At 58.8% G+C, this 20,253-nt stretch carries 17 protein-coding genes and 1 tRNA gene; 6 read left to right on the forward strand and 12 right to left on the reverse strand.

Annotated elements, in window-relative coordinates:
* The 8 genes from ACR0J5_RS17975 to ACR0J5_RS18010 form a co-directional block, all read right to left on the reverse strand.
* Positions 1–1,212, reverse strand: coding sequence for a saccharopine dehydrogenase family protein (locus ACR0J5_RS17975; RefSeq protein WP_480655822.1), 1,212 nt, complete (start codon positions 1,210–1,212; stop codon positions 1–3).
* 14 nt (positions 1,213–1,226) lie between these two features.
* Positions 1,227–3,116, reverse strand: a complete 1,890-nt coding sequence (speA, locus tag ACR0J5_RS17980) for a biosynthetic arginine decarboxylase (protein ID WP_480655824.1) — start codon at positions 3,114–3,116, stop codon at positions 1,227–1,229.
* Between the two features lie 100 nt (positions 3,117–3,216).
* Positions 3,217–4,299, reverse strand: a complete 1,083-nt coding sequence (locus ACR0J5_RS17985; protein WP_480655826.1) for a DUF1513 domain-containing protein — start codon at positions 4,297–4,299, stop codon at positions 3,217–3,219.
* Positions 4,300–4,302: 3 nt separating this feature from the next.
* Entirely contained in the window at positions 4,303–5,298 is a 996-nt protein-coding gene (locus ACR0J5_RS17990) for an imelysin family protein (protein WP_480655828.1), read from the reverse strand.
* An 18-nt stretch (positions 5,299–5,316) separates the two neighbouring features.
* Entirely contained in the window at positions 5,317–6,822 is a 1,506-nt protein-coding gene (locus tag ACR0J5_RS17995) for a di-heme oxidoreductase family protein (RefSeq protein ID WP_480655829.1), read from the reverse strand.
* Between the two features lie 16 nt (positions 6,823–6,838).
* Positions 6,839–7,324 (reverse strand): bacterioferritin, encoded by a 486-nt coding sequence (gene bfr, locus ACR0J5_RS18000; RefSeq protein WP_480655831.1) that lies wholly within the window; start codon positions 7,322–7,324, stop codon positions 6,839–6,841.
* Positions 7,272–7,565: a (2Fe-2S)-binding protein gene (locus ACR0J5_RS18005; protein WP_480655833.1), complete on the reverse strand. Its 294-nt coding sequence runs from the start codon at positions 7,563–7,565 to the stop codon at positions 7,272–7,274. Before ACR0J5_RS18005 ends, bfr begins: the two co-directional genes overlap by 53 nt.
* A gap of 141 nt (positions 7,566–7,706) precedes the next feature.
* Entirely contained in the window at positions 7,707–8,978 is a 1,272-nt protein-coding gene (locus tag ACR0J5_RS18010; RefSeq protein WP_480655835.1) for an imelysin family protein, read from the reverse strand.
* 238 nt (positions 8,979–9,216) lie between these two features.
* On the opposite strand from ACR0J5_RS18010, the gene ACR0J5_RS18015 reads away from it, so the two are divergent.
* Positions 9,217–9,744 carry a ZrgA family zinc uptake protein gene (locus ACR0J5_RS18015; RefSeq protein ID WP_480655837.1) on the forward strand — a complete coding sequence of 176 codons (528 nt, stop codon included), beginning with the start codon at positions 9,217–9,219 and terminating at the stop codon, positions 9,742–9,744.
* A gap of 59 nt (positions 9,745–9,803) precedes the next feature.
* Here the strand turns inward: ACR0J5_RS18015 and ACR0J5_RS18020 are convergent.
* The 4 genes from ACR0J5_RS18020 to ACR0J5_RS18035 all read right to left on the reverse strand — a co-directional run bounded on the left by ACR0J5_RS18020 (position 9,804) and on the right by ACR0J5_RS18035 (position 12,820).
* A tRNA-Met gene (locus ACR0J5_RS18020) sits at positions 9,804–9,880 on the reverse strand.
* A gap of 84 nt (positions 9,881–9,964) precedes the next feature.
* Complete coding sequence (locus ACR0J5_RS18025) at positions 9,965–10,936, reverse strand: alpha/beta fold hydrolase (protein WP_480655839.1); 972 nt, start codon at positions 10,934–10,936, stop codon at positions 9,965–9,967.
* Position 10,937: 1 nt separating this feature from the next.
* Entirely contained in the window at positions 10,938–12,410 is a 1,473-nt protein-coding gene (locus tag ACR0J5_RS18030; RefSeq protein WP_480655841.1) for a flavin-containing monooxygenase, read from the reverse strand.
* 188 nt (positions 12,411–12,598) lie between these two features.
* A complete protein-coding gene (locus ACR0J5_RS18035; RefSeq protein WP_480655842.1) occupies positions 12,599–12,820 on the reverse strand; it encodes a hypothetical protein in 222 nt (73 codons plus the stop codon).
* A gap of 110 nt (positions 12,821–12,930) precedes the next feature.
* Between ACR0J5_RS18035 and ACR0J5_RS18040 the strand changes: the two genes are divergently transcribed.
* The 5 genes from ACR0J5_RS18040 to aspT all read left to right on the forward strand — a co-directional run bounded on the left by ACR0J5_RS18040 (position 12,931) and on the right by aspT (position 20,253).
* The gene (locus ACR0J5_RS18040; RefSeq protein ID WP_480655844.1) at positions 12,931–14,757 is read left to right on the forward strand and encodes a BCCT family transporter; all 1,827 of its coding nucleotides are present in this window, start codon (positions 12,931–12,933) and stop codon (positions 14,755–14,757) included.
* A gap of 196 nt (positions 14,758–14,953) precedes the next feature.
* On the forward strand, positions 14,954–15,904 hold the full coding sequence (locus tag ACR0J5_RS18045; RefSeq protein WP_480655846.1) for a GlxA family transcriptional regulator: 951 nt from the start codon (positions 14,954–14,956) through the stop codon (positions 15,902–15,904).
* A gap of 406 nt (positions 15,905–16,310) precedes the next feature.
* Entirely contained in the window at positions 16,311–16,817 is a 507-nt protein-coding gene (locus ACR0J5_RS18050) for a hypothetical protein (protein WP_480655847.1), read from the forward strand.
* Between the two features lie 102 nt (positions 16,818–16,919).
* Positions 16,920–18,551 (forward strand): bifunctional aspartate transaminase/aspartate 4-decarboxylase, encoded by a 1,632-nt coding sequence (locus ACR0J5_RS18055; protein WP_480655849.1) that lies wholly within the window; start codon positions 16,920–16,922, stop codon positions 18,549–18,551.
* A gap of 28 nt (positions 18,552–18,579) precedes the next feature.
* Complete coding sequence (gene aspT, locus ACR0J5_RS18060; protein WP_480655851.1) at positions 18,580–20,253, forward strand: aspartate-alanine antiporter; 1,674 nt, start codon at positions 18,580–18,582, stop codon at positions 20,251–20,253.

A 20,253-nucleotide genomic window follows, 5' to 3' on the forward strand; every position in this document is an offset into this window, starting at 1 on the left:
CTAGAATTCTACGGGGCCGTCGAGTTCGTGGACCTGCCATGGCAGGCCATGATTGTTCAGCATGTCCATGAAATCATCCGGGTCGAGTTGTTCCATGTTCCACACGCCGGGCTGGGTCCAGTTGCCTTTCAGCACCTGTGCCGCGCCGATCATGGCGGGGACGCCGGTGGTGTAGCTGACGGCCTGGCTGCCGACCTCGGCATAGCATTCTTCGTGGTCGCAGATGTTGTAGATGTAATAGGTTTTCTCGCCCGAGCCGTCCTTGGCCTGGCCTGTGGCGATGTCGCCGATGCAGGCCTTGCCCTTGGTTTCTGCGCCCAGATCGCCGGGATCGGGCAGCAGGGTTTTCAGGAACTGGATCGGGATGATTTCCTTGCCGTCATGCATCACCGGGTCGATGCGGGTCATGCCGACGTTCTCCAGCACTTTGGCGTGGGTGATGTAGGCGTCGCCGAATGTCATCCAGAAGCGGGCGCGCTCGATCTCGGGGAAGTGGGTGCTGAGCGACTCCAGTTCCTCATGATACATCAGGTACATGTTCTTAGGGCCGATGGCGGGGAAGTCGAACTCGACCTTGTGGGTCATGGCGGGGCTGGTTTTCCACTCGCCTCCTTCCCAGTGACGGACTTCGGCCAGTACTTCGCGCAGGTTGATTTCCGGGTTGAAGTTGGTGGCGAATTCCTGATCGTTGCTGCCGCCATTGGCGTCCAGCACGTCGATCTGACGGATCGTGTCCAGCTTGTGTTTCTTGAGCCATTTGGCAAAAACACTGGTCACGCCCGGATCGAAGCCCGAACCGAGGATGGCGGTCAGGCCCGCCGCTTTGAAGCGCTCCTGATAGGCCCATTGCCAGTGGTATTCGAACTTGGCCTCATCCTCGGGCTCGTAGTTCGCGGTGTCGAGATAGTGGATGCCCGCCTCGAGACACGCATCCATCAGGACCAGATCCTGATAGGGCAGGGCGAGGTTCACCAGAATCTCAGCACCGGTTTCCTTGATCAGCTTGACTGTATCTTCGACCTTGTAGGCGTCCAGCTCGGCGGTTTTGATGTCCACACCGACGCGATCCTTCACAGCAGCGGCGATGGCGTCGCATTTCGATTTCGTGCGGCTGGCCAGAGTGATTTCGGTGAAGATGTCCGAATTCATCGCCATCTTGTGCACGGCTGCGTGGGATACGCCGCCTGCGCCGACAACCAGTGTTTTGCCCATGGTCTGTCTCCTTCTTATTCGTAATAGGTGTAACCGTTGATCGAGTCGCGATAAGCGCTCATCAGGGTTTTGCGGTCCTTGGCTTGCAGAGTACCGGTCGAGATCGCCTCGTCCACCATTTTGCGGAACGCGGCGACGCAATCCTGCGGGTCGAACTCGACGTAGGATAGCACCTGACTGATCGTGTCGCCCTCTTGTTCATGCAGCAGGTCAAAGCCGCCATCGGCGCGCAGGTCGATTGTGACGACGTTGGTGTCTCCGAACAGGTTGTGCAGATCGCCCAGGGTTTCCTGATAGGCACCGACAAAGAACACACCCATGAAATACTCGTCATCCTCGGGCAGGGAGTGCACCGGCAGGCTGGGCGAGACGCCGTCGGCCAGAATGAACCGGTCGATCTTGCCGTCGCTGTCGCAGGTTATGTCGGACAGTACAGCACGACGGTCCGGTGCTGTGTTCAAACCTTGCAGCGGCACGATCGGGTGCAATTGGTCGATGGCCCAGACATCCGGCAGGGATTGGAACAGCGAAAAGTTGCAGTGGTAGATATCGGCCACTTTCTCAAGCTGTTCGTCCACGTCCGTGTCCAGCTCATCACTGGCCACGAGGGCCTTGAGACGGGCCATAAGTGACAGGTAGATCCGTTCGGCCCGCGCCATCTGGCGCAGGTCGACATAGCCGCGGCGGAACAGGGCGCGCAGCTCGTTGCGATAGAACGTGGCGTCGTTCCAGCATTCCTGCAGGCGGTCGCTGCTGAGATAGCTGTTGATCGCGGCGAGGTCGGACACCAGATGGTGATCGTCGGCCTCGACCTCGGGGCCGGTGGGCGCGTCGTACAGTGTGGTTTCCAGTACGTTGAACACCAGCATCGAAGAGGTCGCCACCACAGCACGGCCACTTTCGGTGACCAGCGTGGGGTGATCAATTTCGGCCTCGTCCATCGCATAGGCTACGGTTTCGACCACGTTGGCACAGTATTCTTCGACCGTGTAATTGATCGAGTTCTCAGCGGCCTTTTTCTCGCCAGTATAATCCACGCCCATACCACCGCCGAGATCCAGATGGGTCAGCGGCACGCCTTCGCGCGTGAGTTCGGTGTAGTAGCGGCACGCCTCACCCACGGCGCGGCGCACATCGTTGACGTCCTGCACCTGTGATCCAAGGTGCGAGTGTTGCAGTTTCAGACAATGCAGCAGGCCCGCCGCTTTCAGTTTGTCCACCGTGGCGACAAGCTGATCGGTGTTCATGCCAAAGGCAGACCGGTCGCCCGAGCTTTCTTCCCATTTGCCGCTGATCTGGTTGGTCAGTTTGACCCGTACGCCGATCAGGGGCTCGATGCCCAGCTCGTTATAGACCTCGATCACCGTGTCGGCCTCTTTCGGGCTTTCCAGAACGATGACTGTGTTAAAGCCGATCTTGCGGGACAGGATGGCCAGCTGAATGAATTCGGCATCCTTGACGCCATTGCAGACGATCAGCGCCTCGGGGGCCAGACGGTGGGCCAGCGCCACGACCAGCTCGGGTTTGGAGCCAGCCTCAAGCCCATAGTTGTATTTCTTTCCGAACTCGACAATCCGGTCGACCACCTGCGCCTGCTGGTTCACCTTGATCGGGAAAACGCCACGATAGCTGCCCTTGTAGTTCACGCGCGCGATGGCGTCGTGGAAGCTTTCGTTCAGATGCGCGATTTCATGTTCCAGATAAGATGTGACGCGCAACAGCATCGGGGCCTTGATGCCCCGGTCGTCCAGATCGGAAAGAATACCCGGCAGGCTGATCGCATCGGCCTCGGGCCTCATTGGATTGCGCAGACCGATCTCGCCCTGCTCCGTCACCTCGATGAGGCCCTTGCCCCATTTCTCAACCCCGTAGATGGAATGCGGTGCGTCGGGCGTCTGTTTCAATCAAGTCGGTCCTTGTTTCAGGGGTGCCAGTTTCGCGCCCGCCAATACGGCAGCAGTTTGATTCGTCCAAGTGTAATCTGTGTGACGCGAATTGCCGAATTTACGCGGAAGTATGGACCGGGATCAAGTGGTTGTCCCATTGGCAATCCGGCCGGGCCGAGATCCGGGCGGTGTGCGTCAGGGAGCCGACCTTGCCCGTACCGGTGGTAAAGACGAACCCCGATTTGTCCGACCCCAGTCCGCAGACATCCTCAAGCGCAAAGGCCGCTATGAAAGCGCCGGTCGAGACGTCGAACTGATGCAGCGCATTGCCGCGTGGGCATGTGATCGCAACGGTCGTGCCGTCCCCGGCAAAGGCGATGCTGCCTGCGTATCCCTGCAAGGTGTTTTGCTGTGCCTCAGGGGCTGCCAGCAGGCGTGCAGCTTGGCCGCGTTGATGCAAGCCCAGCAGCGGGGGGTGTTCGGTATTGCCGCCCTGCCATTGCATCGCAAACGCCACCAGCCCATCAGGGCGCACCGCCAGATGGCGGATCGAGTTCTTGTGCAGCGCAGGGGGCAGTTCCACCTGTTCCTGCACCGTGCCGGTCAGGTCCAGATAGGACAGGTTCGGCTGCATGATGGGCAGGTTCAGCTTGGTGCGGCCCATATCCGGGTGGGTTTCAATGCCGCCATTGGCCACCACCAAGGTCTTGCCATCCGGCATCAGCCGCATGTCATGGGGGCCAACCCCGTTTGAGGCAAACTCGGCCACGCGGGAATAGTCGGACGTGTGCCAGACGCCGATGACCCCCTCACCGGCCTCATAGTCGTTTTCGGTGGTGTAGAGCCTTGTCCCATCGGTTGAAAAGACACCATGGCCATAGAAATGGCGGCCTTTGGGGGCGTTCAGCCGTGCGGTTTCGGTTCCTGTGATGCAATCAATGACGATGGCAAAGGTTCCGGGGCGGCGGGCAAAAGCCACGGCCTGGGCGCGGTGGGGATGCGCTGCGGCGGCGTGGCCACGGGCGGGCAGGGGCAACGAGAACAGGATGTCTCCGTCCGCGGTCAGGCCCGCGAGACGGTAAGAGCCATCGGGAAACAGTGCAGCGGCCAGATAGTCGGGTGCACCCACGGCCGCCCATCCGCGCAGTGGGGTCAGGCTGGCGGCGGCCAGACCGGCCAGAAAATGGCGGCGGCTGGTCATGGCTCAGTCCCCGTCCAACGAGTTGAACCCGGCGCTGATCCCAAGGGTCGGGCCAAGTTGGGTTGCTGCAATCGCGCGAATGTCGCTGATCGATTGTTGCAGGGCTTCGACCCGGAACCGACCCTGCGGCGTGGACACGCCCTGAAAGGCCAGATCACCCAGCGCCTGCGCGCGGGTGATGGCGCGGTCAAAGGCGGCATCCAGTTCCGCCGCAATGTCCGGGTGGTCCGAAGACAGGCGCCGGGCCAGATCGCGCAGGGCCGTCAGCGACAGTTCGACATGGCGCAGTGACCTCTCGGACCGACGGGCCTCGGCCCGGTTGGGGCGTGGGCGGTCGAATGTGCCCAATGGCCGTCCAAGCCGCGTGTCGCCGGTGAATTCCAGCCCGGTCATCAGTGATTTGTACAGCTCTTGCATGGCCTCATCGCCGGTGCGGTAGGGGCTGTCACCCCCCGGGGTCTTAAGGACCAAGGCGTAGTCGGCCCAATCGGTATCCATGGCCGTCGCGTTTCGGGCAATGTCCGACGCGATGGCCTGAACCAGCGCGCAGCGATAGGCGGCGCTGCCCTGATCCGCCAGTTGGGGTTCGTAGAGCATGAGCTCAAGCGCAAAGAACCCGCGCCCCGCGATTGAGGTTTCCGCAAATTCTGCGGTGTCCTGAACGGCGGCATCTTCGGACGCGATCATGCGCCCCAGCGCCTTGGGTGTGTGGCCTTTGGTGTCGGGCCAAAAGGCCATGGCAAAGGCGCGGTCCTCGACTTCCGAGGGTCCAAACCGCAAATGACTGACCGAGATCCAGTCGTCGAACGCACCGTTGAACGCGGCCCTTATGCTGGGCGCATCTGCCTGGCAATCAGCCTGCGCAGCTTGCGCCAGCCCCTCGGCCGATGCTGACAGCGCGGCCATGCGCGGCAGGATGTGGCCGTCTACCGCGTCGGTCAGGATCGGCCCGCGATCCTGCGCCCCGGCGCTGAAAGGAAGTGTCAGGGCAAGTGTCAAAGCAAAAGCGCGCATAGGTCAGAGACTTTCCAGAAAACGAATAAGGGCGTCGCGGTCGGGTTTGGGCATCGAAACGACGGTGTCACGGGCCGTCTGTGCCTCGCCCCCATGCCACAGAATCGCTTCGAGCAGCGAGCGCGCGCGCCCGTCATGCAGGAACTGGGTGTGGCCAGAAACCTGTTCGGTCAGGCCAATCCCCCACAGCGGCGCGGTGCGCCATTCGCGGCCCGTCGCACGTGCCTCTGGGCGGTTGTCGGCCAGCCCTTCGCCCATATCGTGCAGCAACAGGTCGGAATAAGGCCAGATCAGCTGAAAGCTGTGCTCGGCCCGATCCTCAAGGCGATGCGTCACAAAGGCCGGTGTGTGGCAAGCGGCGCAGCCGGTGTCGTGGAACACCTCTTTGCCGCGCAGCACCTGCGGGTCGTCCACATCGCGACGCTCGGGCACGCCCAGGTTACGGCTGTAGAAGGCCACAAGGTCCATGCCCACTTGGTCGACCTCGAACTCACGGGCATCGCCATCGCCATGGGGGGCGGCAACGCAATCGGTCTGTGCCAGGGTGCAATCGCCATGTCCCGCCGGGAAAAGCGGGCTGGAAATGCCGATGTCTCCGGCAAAGGCGGCTGCGGATTGCTCCATCACCGTTGGCATCCCGGCCTTGTGACCAAACCGGCCCATCATGGGCGCGTCGAACTCGGTCGACCAGACGATATTGGCGCGTCCGGAAATGCCGTCACCATTCGCGTCATCTGGATCGGCACCAGCCAGCAGGTCTTCGACCGGGATCGCCTCAAGCAACCCAAGGCCGATCATCTGAGGGGCCACGCGCGGGCTGATCATGGCGTCAGGGTGCAGCGGGCCATAGCCCAGATCAGCCGCCCTGTAGGTGGGGCGGCGCAGGGTCGCGGTTTCCCCATCCGACAGGTCGACCACCACATCCTCATAGGTGATGTCCAGACGGTATTCGGCCGGGTGGCCGGGCAGGGCGTGGTCCTGCATCTGACCGCCATAGTTGGGATCGGGTTGAGTGGCGATGTAATCCTCGATCTCGGCATAATCGGGGCCACCGGGGATTGATACCCGCAGGAACATCGAGATTGCGTTATCGTCCGGCCCGTTTGGTGTGTGGCCGCGCCCGTCCTTGATGTGGCAGCGCTGGCACGAGCGCGCATTGTAAAGCGGCCCCAACCCATCAGAAGCCAGTGTCGAAGAGGGTGATGAGACCCAGATCTTTTTGAACAGCCCGTTTCCGACCTTGAAGTCCAGTTCTTGCTCGAATTCCAGATTGCCCGATGGCTGCGAGAACGCATCCGCATCCGTCCGCGCCCGAACCGTGGCTGCCCCGGCGGACAGATGTTCAAACCGCTGAGGCGCTGAGAAATCCCGCGGCGCGGCAAGCACGCCGGCAATGCGCGCGCGCTCGGCATCGGTGCGGGGGGTGAAATTCAGGTGATGGTCTTTTAGCTGCGTGGACGGGTCATGCAGGTCTGCCGACCCGACCGCGGTGGCCGCAAGGGCGGCCACTGCAAGAATGGCTGCCCTATTCTTCTTCGTCCATTTTCGAGGCGTTGAGTTGCGCATAATTGGCTTCGCCAATCCTTTCGTACAGATCAAGCTGCGTTTCCAAAAAGTCGATATGGCTTTCTTCATCACGTATCAATTGCTCGAACAGCGACATAGAGGCATAGTCCGCAGCCTCGCGACAGTAATCGCGCGCCTCTACATATAGGGCCCTTGCGTCTTGTTCCGCGGCGAGATCACATTCAAGTGTCTCTTTGGGGGTTTGCCCAATCCGCAGCGGGTCCAGCTTCTGAAGGTTGGGGTGACCTTCCAGAAAGATGATCCGTTCAATCAGTTTGTCCGCATGCTCCATTTCCTCGATGGATTCTTCGCGGCTTTTCTTGGCCATATGGCCCAGGCCCCAATCGTCCTGCAGCCGGTAGTGCAGCCAGTACTGGCTGACGGCCGTCAATTCATGCCGCAGTGATTTGTTCAGGTATTCGATTACTTTGGGATCGCCCTTCATCTGTCATCTCCTGTGTCGCTCCGGTGCGGAGTGCACGGAGCTGCATGGGGACTTCCAGTTTATCGTTCGACCGCATCGAGTCTAGAAAAAGGGGCATGCACCCACCGCAATCGGCGGATTTGCCAAGGGCGTGGTAGATTTTTCCAGGGGTGATGACAGCATAGGGATCACACGCGCGCATCCAGTCGATGGCGGCGTGAATGTCGTGATCCGTGATATGGGTGCAGTGACATACGATCATGGCTGACAGGGCTCTGAGTCTTATTTCTTACTTCTTTACTCAGTTATTTTTAGTGGGTCCAGAGACAAAAGGTCTCGGCGGTCATCACAAAAAAGAAGCGGCATTTTCATGCCGCTTCTCTAATAGGTGAATCCGGGTGTTTTACTGGAACACTGCGTCCGGGTTATCCAGGCTGTCCGAGCCTTCGAAATCGATTTGGTCCAGCTCCAGCGTGCTGACGATCCGCTCGATTGTTTTGGTCTGATCAACCAGACCGTTGACGCCGCCCATGATCAGCGCTTCGCCACCTTCGTTTCCGCGCTCCAGCATCTGGTCATAGGCGAAACCTGCCTCGGCGGTCGATTTGATGTTGCCCAGAGCCTTCATCGTGGCGGCCAGCTTGGCCTGCATCTCGGTGTCCAGAGCGGGGTCTGTCGCGACGACCAGATCCGACAGCGATGCGCCAGCGACCGGGGTACCGTCGATGCGGGTGTAGCTGCCCAGATAAACGTTCTGAATGCCCAGCCCATCGTAGTAGTGGCTGTTATGGGTGTTGTCCGAGAAGCAATCATGCTCTTCCTCGGGGTCGTTCAGCATCAGGCCAAGGCGCATACGCTCACCGGCCTGCTCACCATAAGACAGCGAGCCCATGCCGGTCAGAATGGCCGAAACACCTGCGGTTTCGTCGGCGGTCAGTGCAGCGCGTGCTTCACCACCTTCGGCCCACTGAGCGGTGATCCATTCCAGATCGCTGACCAGCAACTCGGTCGCGGCGCTCAGGTACTGGGCGCGGCGGTCGCAGTTGCCGTGGGTGCAATCATCGCCCTGAACGTAGTCTGTGTAGGGGCGGTTGCCCGCGCCTGCGCCGTGGCCGTTCAGGTCCTGACCCCACAGCAGGAATTCGATGGCGTGGTAACCGGTGGCCACGTTCGCCTCGATCCCGTCTGCCTCATGCAGGGTCTCACCCAGCAGTTCGGGGGTGATTTCACTGGCGTCGATGGTTTCGCCGGACAGCTCAAAGCTGGGGTTGGCGATCACGTTCAGGGCCGCGAATTCGTTTTCGTCGCTGGGTCCGCCATAAGACGCGTCAACATAGTCGATCAGACCTTCGTCCAGCGGCCATGCGTTCACTTTGCCTTCCCAATCATCAACGATGGCATTGCCGAAACGGTAAACTTCGGTCTGCTGATAAGGCACACGCGCAGCAACCCAAGCCGCACGGGCGGCGTTCAGAGTGGCGTCCGAAGGCTCGGCGATCAGGGCGTTCACGGCCTCTTGCAGCGCTTTGGCTGCGATCAGGCTGTCGTCATATTTGGCTTCGGCGATATTCGCGTAGGTGTTCAGAACGTCAGCTTTCGACGGGGCATCGGCCGCAAAGGATGCGGTCGCAACGCTCAGGGTCAGGACGCTGGTGGCAGCAAAAAATCTGGTCATTAGGGTGACGCTTTCTTGTCAGAATCAAATAGCACGGGCGCCGCAGGGGCAGCGCGATACGGCGCAAAAGTTGATATATTTACTCAGGCATGTCAACCTGAGTTTTATTGTCGGGAAATCCAATCCCTTCATTTTCCTCCCCATTTTTGGTGGGGCTGCGCCCGATGCGACAAGATTGCACGGAGTGCCAAACGGATTAGAATGTCCTTTGTGATTCCCAGGTAGATGGTGCCTTTTTATGAGACGCGCAGTTCTCGCCCTGATCGTGATGCCCGCACTAGCGATGGCTGAGACCCAGATCATGCATGACCATGGCACGGGCCATCTGGATCTTGTCTTTTCAGAGGATACGATTTCCTTTGCGCTTGCCGTACCGGCCCAGGATATCGTCGGGTTCGAACATCCGGCGCAAAATGATGAGGACCGCGCCCTAGTCGCGGCAGCGATTTCCGATTTGTCCAAACCGCTTGAGCTGTTTGTTCTGCCCGAAGAAGCCGCCTGTAGTGAAGTCACGGCCAATGTCACTTTGTTGGCCGAAGGTCTTGGGGTTGGGGCGGATGTGTCTCAGTCCGCTGAAAGTGATCCGCACTCTGAGTTTCAGGCCGAGTACCAGATACAATGCCAGTCGATTGACGCCCTAGCGCGCATCGATTTCGCCTATTTCGAACGGTTCCCGAATGCGCAGAAGCTTGAAGTTCTGGTGGATCAGTCGGGCCGGTCGCAAGAACACGCAGTGACACGTGCAGAGCCGGGTTTGTCTTTTTAATCCCGGCAAGCTGTCTGTGTGGCAGTTGCCGGCACTTACCAATCGAATTCTGGAAGGGATGGTAGCGGAGGAGGGACTTGAACCCCCGACACGCGGATTATGATTCCGCTGCTCTAACCAACTGAGCTACTCCGCCATGAGTGAGAGGCGATTTAAGCGAGGGGTCCGAGAGGGTCAAGAGGGAAAAGACGGCTCGGGCCGGATTCTTTTTAGGCTCGGTTCAGGCCGTCTCTGTGGTCTGAGGTTCTGATCGTGCGCCGGTGGCAATCTGTCTGATGAACGCAGCGCAAGTATTGGGTTCAGTGATCAGGATCATGTGGCCAGCGCCTTCGATCCGTTCATTGCTGAGGCCGAAACGGGTCATGGGGTCGCCCTGTGCGCTGGGTGACAATAGCGCATCTTCCGAACCGTACAGAATGGCACCGGGCACCTTTAGATCGTTATACCGCGCCATCTGGGCATCAATACTGGCCTCGATGCCGATAACGTCCTGCGACCCGGTGATGAAGGCCGAAGGCCGCAAACCCAAAGCGCCCCCTGCACGATCCAGGAAATCGTCAGGGGCCGGTTCGGGGTGGAATACCGCCCCCAATGTGTAGGGAGCGGTCTTGTAGGCAAGCGGTACGGCGATGGTGTTGCCAATCAGGCTGCGCAGCCATTCGGCCCGGATTTCCAGAGGCTTGAAAACCGGTGGGGTTGTATCCACTTTGTGGGTCAAAGGGGCCAAAAGAGCGAGAGCTCGGGTTTGCTCGGGCCGGTCCAGCGCCATCGCCAAGGACACTGCGCCACCCAGTGAATGTCCCACCAACACGGCGTCCGAGATACTTTTGGTATCAAGGAATTCCTGAATCATGCGTGCCTGTTCGGGCAGTTGACCCAAATCGGCCGCGTCGCGTGTGGAATACCCGCAGCCCGGACGGTCGACTGCGATCACATGAAAATCCTCGGCCAGCATATCGACCAATGCATAGGTAAAGTGCTGCAGCTGTCCTGTCAGGCCATGGATCAGAACAAGGGTCTGTTTGGTAGGATCACCCCGTTCAACAAAGTGGATGCTGCCCCCTGTCACAGGCGTGATATCCCCCAGTTGCGGCACCCGCCGATGCCCTTCAGCCGTCAGTTTCCGGGTCCAAAGGTTCATACCGATGAAAAAGGCAACGATAAGCAGAAGGATTACAAGGAAAGTGTTCATCTCATCGATCTCCACGTTGGGGTGGCGCCGGTTGGTAGTGTTCCAGTCCGGACCCGGCCATACGCTTTTGATACTCGGATACTGGCCCAGGCCAAAGCGTTGTGTTGCGGCCCTGTTCATCCTGATACCACGACGCGCACCCACCTGCCTGCCAGACGCTGTCGACGTGACGGTCCTGCATTTCCTGTGTAAAGGCGGCCTGTTTTGCAGGGTCCGGCGTAATGGCGCGCAATCCCTTGTCCTGCATCTGATCCAAAACGCGCCCGATATGGTTCACCTGCGCTTCGATCATCAGAACGACCGAGTTGTGACCCAGCCCGGTATGCGGTCCCAGCAGAATAAAGAAGTTCGGGAATCCGGCGATTGCTGTGCCCAGATTGGCCTTCATTCCATCGGCCCAGGCATCGCGCAACGTCAGGCCATCAAGACCCGAGATATCCAGACGTTGAACCACATCTGTCACGTGAAAGCCTGTCCCCCAAATCAGAACGTCCGCCTGCGTCCTGCTACCGTCTGAGGCGACGATCTGATCACCCTCAATAGCCGATACGCCATGGGGAACGACGGTGACGTTGTCGCGCGCCAACGTGGGGTACCAATCATTTGAACTGAGGATGCGCTTGCAGCCGATCCGGTAATCCGGGGTCAGTATTTTGCGCTCTTCGGGATCTGTGATCGATTTCTCAAGTTCGCCGCGCCACATCTTCATGGCAAACTTCACCATCTTTTCTTCGCCGCGGAACACGCGGTGCCGGTATTCAAAGACGGTGTAGATCAGCTTGCGCCGCAGACGTGGTAATAGAGGGATACGTCTGTACATGCGGCGTAACCACGGCGCTATGGGGCCGTCAGGTCGGGGCAGAACATAGGGCGGTGTGCGTTGGAACAGCGTGACATGCGCCGCCATTTTGGCGATTTCCGGCAGGAATTGAACGGCCGACGCGCCACTTCCCACAACGGCAATGCGTTTGCCTGCAAGCGGGGCCTTGTGGTCCCATTCGGCCGAGTGAAAACGAGACCCCGGAAAGCTGTCTGCGCCCGGAATGTCAGGAATGCTGGGTAAATGAAGCGCGCCAATGGCCGAGACCAGAAAACGGGCCGTCCAGTGCTGTCCGCTTTCGGTTTCAACCTGCCAGTTGGTTCCGTCCCACCGTGCCGATTTCAGCTGTTGGCCAAAGTGACACAGATCGTACAGACCTTCATCACGACACACTTTTTGCAGATAGGCCTGGATTTCGGCCCCGCCTGCATAGGCGCGGCTCCAATCTGGGTTCAGATGCGTTGCCATAGAATAGAGGTGCGAGGGAATATCGCATGCGACGCCGGGATAGGTGTTCTCTCTCCATGTGCCGCCTATGTCGCCTGCTTTTTCAAGTATGGCGATGTCGCGGATGCCGTGCTTGCGTGCCTCGATCGCCATGGTCAGGCCCGAGAATCCGGCGCCGACGATCAGCATATCTGTGTGTTGCGCCATGCGCGCCTCTCATTTTGCGACAGTAGCGGTTCACTCAGACTATACGGGCGATCACAATTTGGAACAGCTTCCCGTAGGGTCAGGGGCTATCACATCGACGACAGTTGAGGGGCAGAGCCTTTGTGCCTTGAGGCTGTTTTGAGCGCAGAAGGCGGGTGCGGACCCGGGAAGGATCGGTTGAGCAGTATTCAGCGAGAGTTTAATTTTTTTACAGGTAAGAAAAAAGCACAATTGCGTTGAAGCTGTATTTTTCGATCACGTTTCAGGATATGTGTCGCAAATCGGCCTGAAATGTCGGTATCGGCCTGATCGGTCGAAAGTCGACGGGCTAGGCAGGTTAACCAACGGTTGTTGCGTTTCGGCGGCAGCCCGGGCAGCATGCCCAAACAACTTTCCGTGGCTTGTTCCATTGGTGCAGACAACTCGGGCACCAACTGAACAGGTCAATTGGGAGATCAAGATTGGAGGACCGCCGTTAGGTGAGTTCAACCCAACCTATACCGTCAACACGGAGGACAAGATGTCGGTACCCGAACCATTTACAGACCTAGACATAAAAACCGCGGATAGCGGTTTTTATGAGAACAACAGCGTGCCGATTGCCCTTATCAGTAAAGGGGTCATGGTTGCGCTGGTTCTGTGGGCTCTGGTTTTCCCTGCAAATGCGAACAGCACGCTGGGCAGCTGGAACTTTAAACTTCTGGAAATCTTCAACAGTTTCTACGTTGTCATTGTTGGAATCTTCTTCTTTTTCCTGGCCGTTGTGGCGATCCTGCCGTCGACCGGTAAGCGCGTCATGGGGACGCCGGGCGAAAAGCCCGAGTTCTCGAACTTTTCATGGTTCTCGATGATGTTCGGCGCCGGTCTGGGTGTGGGCCTGATGGTTTTCGCAACCGCCGAGCCGCTGGGCCTGTGGGGGTCGAACCCGGTCGTGGTTGCAGGTGACGTGCCTGGTAACCAACCCGAGGCGGTACAGTCGGCCTATCGCTACACCTACCTGCACTATGGCTTCCATGCTTGGGCGATCTATGTGGTGACTGGCTTGTCGCTGGCCTATTACGCCTATACCCGCAACATGCCTCTGACCATCCGCGCGGCTCTGACGCCGCTGTTTGGCAAGCTGATGAACGGCTTCCTGGGCCACATCGTTGACGTTCTGGGCGTTGTTGCAACCATCCTGGGTGTGTCGGTGACCATCGGTTTCGGTGTCAGCCAGTTCATTGACGGTCTCTATGCCATCACCGGCATGGAATGGATCATGGACTTTGGCGGTGAGGTTCCGACCCCGTCCAAAGTGGGCCTGATCACCGGTCTGGTTGTGATCATGGGTCTGTCGATCATCTCGGCTGTGTCGGGTGTTGGCCGGGGCGTTAAGTACCTGTCGAACCTTAACCTGGTGCTGTCGGTTATCCTGCTGCTCACCTTCGTCGTATTTGGTTCGTTCGTATTCGCGATGACCACATATGGCACGGCGCTGGTAGACTATATCCTGCACTTCATTTCGCTGAGCTTTGGTGCTTATGGCCCGCTTTCGGCTGAAGCCTTTGCAGCGGCTCTGCCCGCTGAGGCGCAGGCGCATGCCGATGCCCTGATGGGTGGCGCAACCAACGCATGGGGCAGCTTTGACGGCTTCAAGAGCGGTCTGGAAGGCGCCGCGGCTGAACTGGACGAAGCCACGCTGGCTGCAGCCTATGCTGCTGGTGAGCAAGGCCGTCAGTTCGGCTGGCAGGCAGGCTGGACAACTTTCTACTGGGCATGGTGGATCGCGTTCTCGCCCTTCGTTGGCCTGTTCCTGGCGCGTATCTCCAAGGGCCGTTCGGTTCGTGAGTTCATCCTGGGCTGCGTCTTTGCACCGGCACTGGTGTGTTTTGCCTGGATGACCGTTCTGGGTGGCACCGCGATCGATCTGGAACTGGCAGGTGAAGCTGGTGGCGCGATCATCGGCGCATCGAACACCAACAAGCTGTTCGTCACGCTGTCCTACATGATCGACGGTGGCCTGCTGTCGATGCTGAACGTGATGTGCGTTGTCCTGATCCTGACCTTCCTGGTGACCTCTGCGGACTCGGGCATTCTGGTTATGAACACCATCATGTCGGGTGGCAGCCAGGAAACCGGCATCAAGCACCGCATCATCTGGGGCCTGATCCTGACGGCTGTGATCGGCGCGCTGATCCTTGCGGCAGGTGACAACAACCCGCTGGATGCGCTGCGCAACGCGATGATCATCGGCGCGCTGCCATTTACCATGGTCATGGGCCTGATGATGGTGGCACTGGCCAAGGCGCTGTTCCGCGACAGCCAGCGTGACAAGCATGGCACCGCGGAAACGCAAGCCGCTGAATAAGCCAGCTAAAAGCTAAAAACACGAACGCCGCCCTGAAATGGGCGGCGTTTTTTGTTGTAAGGGCAACCGGTTCAAGACCCGCAAGCGCACAGGGCAATGAACACGGGGCACCCTGTTAGAACGAATTGCCATTTTGAAACGCGCCGAAATGGTGCACCATGGGGCAAACGCCAAGCCAAACTAAACGAGCCACTACATGGGGCAAACGCGCCACATTACCTTTGTCCTCATCGAGGAATTCTCACATCTCGCGTTCTCATGTGCGATTGAGCCACTTCGAATCGCCAATCTGCTCAGCGAGGAAAAACTGTACGACTGGACTCTGCTATCCGAAGACGGTGCGCGCGCGACCTGCTCGAATGAGCTGGTGACGCTGGTGAATGGTGGTTTGGCGGATGTGCCGAAAACCGATCAGCTGTTTGTTCTGTCCGGTATCCATATGCGAAACCACGTCACGCGGCCCCTGCTGGCCATGTTGCGCCGTGAACGGGCGCGGGGGACGGCGATTGGGGCGCTCTGTTCGGGTGCCTGGTTGTTGGCCGAGGCGGGATTTCTGGATGGGCGCAAGGCTGCCATCCATTGGGAGTACCACGACGCCTTCATGGAGGCCTTTCCAGAAGTGAACCTGGTGCGCAGTGTATTTGTGGCGGATGAAAAGCACATTACGGCATCTGGCGGGACTGCCACGGCGGATCTGATTCTGCATCTGATTGAACGTGACCATGGTGAAGAGCTGGCGATCGCCGTAGCAGATCAGATGGTCTATAACGCGGTGCGAAATGCCACCGCCAAGCAAAGAGTGTCTTTGCAATCACGCAATGGGATGCGCAACACTCATCTGGCGCGCGCCATCCATATCATGCGTGATTGTATTGAAACGCCAGTATCCCCGTCGAAGATTGCCGAAGACCTTGGGATTTCCACCCGTCAGCTGGAGCGGTTGTTTGGCAAGTACCTGAATACATCGCCAAAAAAGTACTTTATGGAGCTGCGGCTGGAACGCGCACAAAAGCTGCTTTTGCAGACCGAAGCCTCTGTGACCGAGGTTGCCATGGCCTGTGGGTTCGAAAGCCCGGGCCATTTTTCGCGTGTCTACAGGTCCAGTTTCGGGGTCACGCCACACGCGCAAAAAAGCAAGATTGATTGATGGGACGCGGCGGGGGGAGCTGCTCTGCCCGTCGGCGAGCCCGGCTGGTCAGGCGCTCACCCCCTGGTCCCGCTCGTACCCCCTCGTTAAATTCAAACTCGTAAACTGTTCAGCAGGATTGAGTATTCTTAAATGCAGAACTGGGCATAACTATTGCAAGATCATGTCAGATATATGTGCGTTGCAGCCCTGACCGCTTGGCCTGCCTCAATTCGGGATGTGTAGCAAAAGCCACGGTTTGGCGGAATCTGCGCTGCCCATCGGTTGAGTTTGATTTGGATTCTGCTTTGTGTCATTTTATTATGCCAGAAAAGGGGTTTTTACGGCGAAAGATGGCAGCAATTCGCAACCGATATCACGCGCGACACTCCACATCTCTGTCAGGAGACAGAGTTGGAGGTCATGCATGAATCTGGAATCCCAAGAAGCTGCTGTTGCATTTGCCCCGGGCGTCGGCGCCATCGCAAAGCGAGAACGCCAGATATGCCAGGCCTCAGCCGCCGCCGAAGCTGCCTTTGATCGCATTGTTGCTGCCACTGACGCCTCTGGCGCTGCGCGGGACGAATTGCAGGATCGTGTTTTCCTGATTTTTCGCTGGTATTTTCTGTCGGCCTTTTGCACCCGGATGCTGACCGATGCAGCACATCGGTTGGAACATCAGACCTTGCAAGTGTCGATGGATATTATCAGCGCGGTCAAAATGGTTCTGACCGAGACAGAGATCGAACGTTCGATGGAACTGGTCAGCGTTGAACGTATCTCTCCTGCCGTGACGCGGGCCAACGATATAGGCAGCCGCGGTCACACAGTGGGCTGGGTTGCTGCGGGGCTGCACGCAAAAGGGCGGGCTTTCCCGGCTGAAATCCAAAACGCGCTGGCTGGCGCGTTGGGGGCTTCGTCGCGCATCAACTGAAATCTGACGTCAGATTTCAACGACATAGTTTACACAGCTGCAAATCCTTGCGTACCATCTGGTTGAATTCTTCCATTTGAATTAACGCAAGGGTTTGATGCCATGTCAGAAACACTCGATCTGCATAAATTCGAAAATCTAAGTCCATTTCAGATCAAAGATGAGCTTATCAAGCTGGCGCAGAAAGAAGCCCGCCAGATGGCATTGCCCTATCTGAACGCCGGGCGGGGCAACCCCAACTGGATCGCCACCAAAGCGCGTGAGGCATTCTTTCTGCTGGGTCAGTTTGCCATGACCGAGGCGCAGCGCCACCGCAATGAGCCGCAGGTGGGTCTGGCCGGTATGCCGCAGGGGCCGGGCTGCTACGACCGCCTCAAGGCGTATTGCGCCGGGTCTGACGCGAAAGACGGCCCTCCGGGCGCGGATACGCTGGTTGCAGTGGTGGATTTTGCGATCGAGAAATTCGGCTTTACCCCCGACGATTTTGTGCTGGAACTGACCGACGGTATCGTTGGCGACCACTATCCGATGCCGGATCGCTGCATGCAGCACAATGAGGCTATCGTGCATGAATACGTGATGTGGGCGATGTGTTCAGGTCATCGCCCGAATGCCAAGTTCGACATCTACGCGGTTGAGGGGGGCACGGCCGCGATGTGCTATATCTTCAAGGCGCTCAAGAACCAGCGGTTGCTGAATGCCGGAGACACCATCGCGCTGGGCACACCGATCTTCACGCCCTATCTGGAAATGCCGGTGCTTGAGGATTACGGGCTGAATATTGTGGATGTGTCCTCGGCGGAAGAAGAGCATTTTCAACTGACCGATGACGATCTGGAGCAACTGGCCGACCCCAAGGTCAAAGCCCTGTTTCTGGTCAACCCGGGCAACCCGTCGTCTGTGGCGATCAGCCCCGAGGTCATGACCCGTCTGGTCGAATTCGTCAAAACCCGCCGCCCGGACCTGATCATCCTGACCGATGATGTTTACGGCACCTTTGTTCCGAACTTTCAGTCGGTGATGGGGCATCTGCCCGAGAATACCATCGGGGTATATTCCTATTCCAAGTATTTTGGCTGCACCGGCTGGCGTCTGGGCGCAATCCTGGTGGCTGAGAACAACATCTTCGACAAAATGATCGCCGAGGCGCCCGATGACGTCAAAGCCGTGGTCAATGCCCGGTATGAGACGCTGACACCGGACCCCGATGCGTTCAAGTTCATCGACCGGATCGTCGCCGACAGCCGGGATGTTGCGCTGAACCATACGGCGGGCTTGTCGCTGCCGCAGCAGGTGATGATGACGCTGTTTTCGTTGGTTGAGTTGATGGATGAGGACAAAGCCTATCAGAAATTCTGCTGGGGTATCCTGAAACACCGGTTTGATGAGCTGGTCGAAGGTATGGGGATCGAGGTGCCCGACAATCCGCTGTTCGACAAATACTATGGCATCATCGACTTTGAATTCTGGCTGCGCAAATACGTGGGCGAGGACGTGGTCGCGTGGATCAAGGAAAATGTGCACCCGCTGGATATCTCGTTCAAGCTGGCGCAGGATCATGGGATCGTGTTGCTGAACGGGTCGGGCTTTGACGCGCCGAACTGGTCGGCGCGGGTGTCCTTTGCCAATCTCGATGACAGTGCCTATCGTCAGATCGGACGCGCCGTGCGGGCCGTGGCCATTGGCTATGTGCAGGCTTACCGCGCGTCCAAGGGCTTGCCACTGCACGGCTAAGTCTGGACGAAGGGAAGGGGAGATTGGCATGGAATTGATCGGGTCGATTTTCGGCCATCACCCCGCCCTTGCCTTGTTCTGCAGCCTGGCGCTGGGCTATGCGCTGGGCAAAATCACCATTGGGTCGTTCACCGTCGGCTCAGTCGCGGGGTGTCTGCTGGCCGGGGTTCTGGTCGGGCAGACCGGGGTGGTGATTTCGGATGATGTGAAACAGGCGTTCTTCATGTTGTTCCTGTTTGCCATTGGCTACCGGACCGGGCCGCAGTTTTTTCGATCTTTGAACCTGCAGGCGCTGCCGCAGATTGCGGTCACGGTGTTGTTGTGCGTGGTTGCGCTGGGGGTTGCGGCCATCTTGGCGCCGTTGATGGGGCTGTCGGTCGGCATTGCCGCCGGTTTGCTGGCCGGAGGCGTAACCGAAAGCGCCACATTGGGCGTGGCCATTGATGCCTTCGCCAAGACTGGCGCGGATGAGGCCGCGCAACAGGTGTTTGATGCCGAAATTGCCACCGGTTTCGCTGTGGCCTATTTCGTCGGCGTCATCGCCACGATCTTTTTCCACACCCAACTGGCCCCCCGGTTCTATGGCCGCTCGCTGAAAGAGGCCTGCGACGAATATGAGGCCGAGCTTGACGACAAGGATGCCCCCATGGTGTCCGAGCATCGCGATTTCGAGGCCCGCGCCTATCGCATCAGCGCAGACCTCGCCGGTCACAGCATTGCCGAGCTTGAGGCCCGCGTGCCCGATCATGTCCGCGCCTTTTTCGACCGGGTTCGTCGCGGAAACAAAATCCTTCCCACGACGCGCGATATGGTCCTGCAAGAAGGCGACGTGGCCGCAATTGCCGGGGTGCGGTCCTATCTGATCGACCATACGGCTATGCTGGGCGAAGAGGTCGAAGACCCCGAGTTGCTGGACCTGCCCCTGCAAACCGCCGAAATCGTGGTGACGCATAAAGATGTGGTCAACAAGACGCTGGCCGAATTGTCCGCCCGCCCCGAGGCGCGCACCATCTATCTGCGCGGTATCATGCGCGGGGGTGAGCATCTGCCCGTCTTTCGCAGCGTGACATTGCATCAGGGCGACGTGCTGACCGTATCAGGCACACGCAGCCATATCGAGGATGCCGCCGCCCGGCTGGGGTATCTGGACCGGGAAACCGACAAGACGGACATGATCTTTGTGGCCTTTTTCATTCTTCTGGGTGGCCTGATCGGTATCCCCGCGCTGAAATACGGCGCGATTGAACTGGGCCTTGGAACCTCGGTCGGGGTTTTGCTGGGCGGGCTGGTTGCGGGATGGCTCCGCTCGGTTCACCGGACGTTCGGGTTTGTGCCCGAGGCGACGCTGTGGATTTTCGATTCCCTCGGCCTGTGCGTGTTTGTGGCCTGTGTCGGCATAACCTCGGGGCCCAGTTTCGTGACCGGCGTGGTCGAAAGCGGGCCGTCGCTGATCTTTGGGTCGGTCGCCATCGTACTTTTGTCCCATGGCGCAGCGGTTATCGTTGGCCGCAAGGTCTTTGGCATCAACGAAGGGGTTCTGGCTGGCACCTGCTGCGGGGCCGGGACGTCGGCCCCCGGATTGGCAGCGGTGCAAGAGGCCGCGCAAAGCCAGGTGCCCACGCTGGGCTATGGCCTTGGCTATGCGGTTGGCAATGTGCTGCTGGCGCTGTGGGGCTCGGTCATCGTGATCCTGCTGATGTAA

It is taken from the genome of Ruegeria sp. BE1, assembly GCF_056538885.1.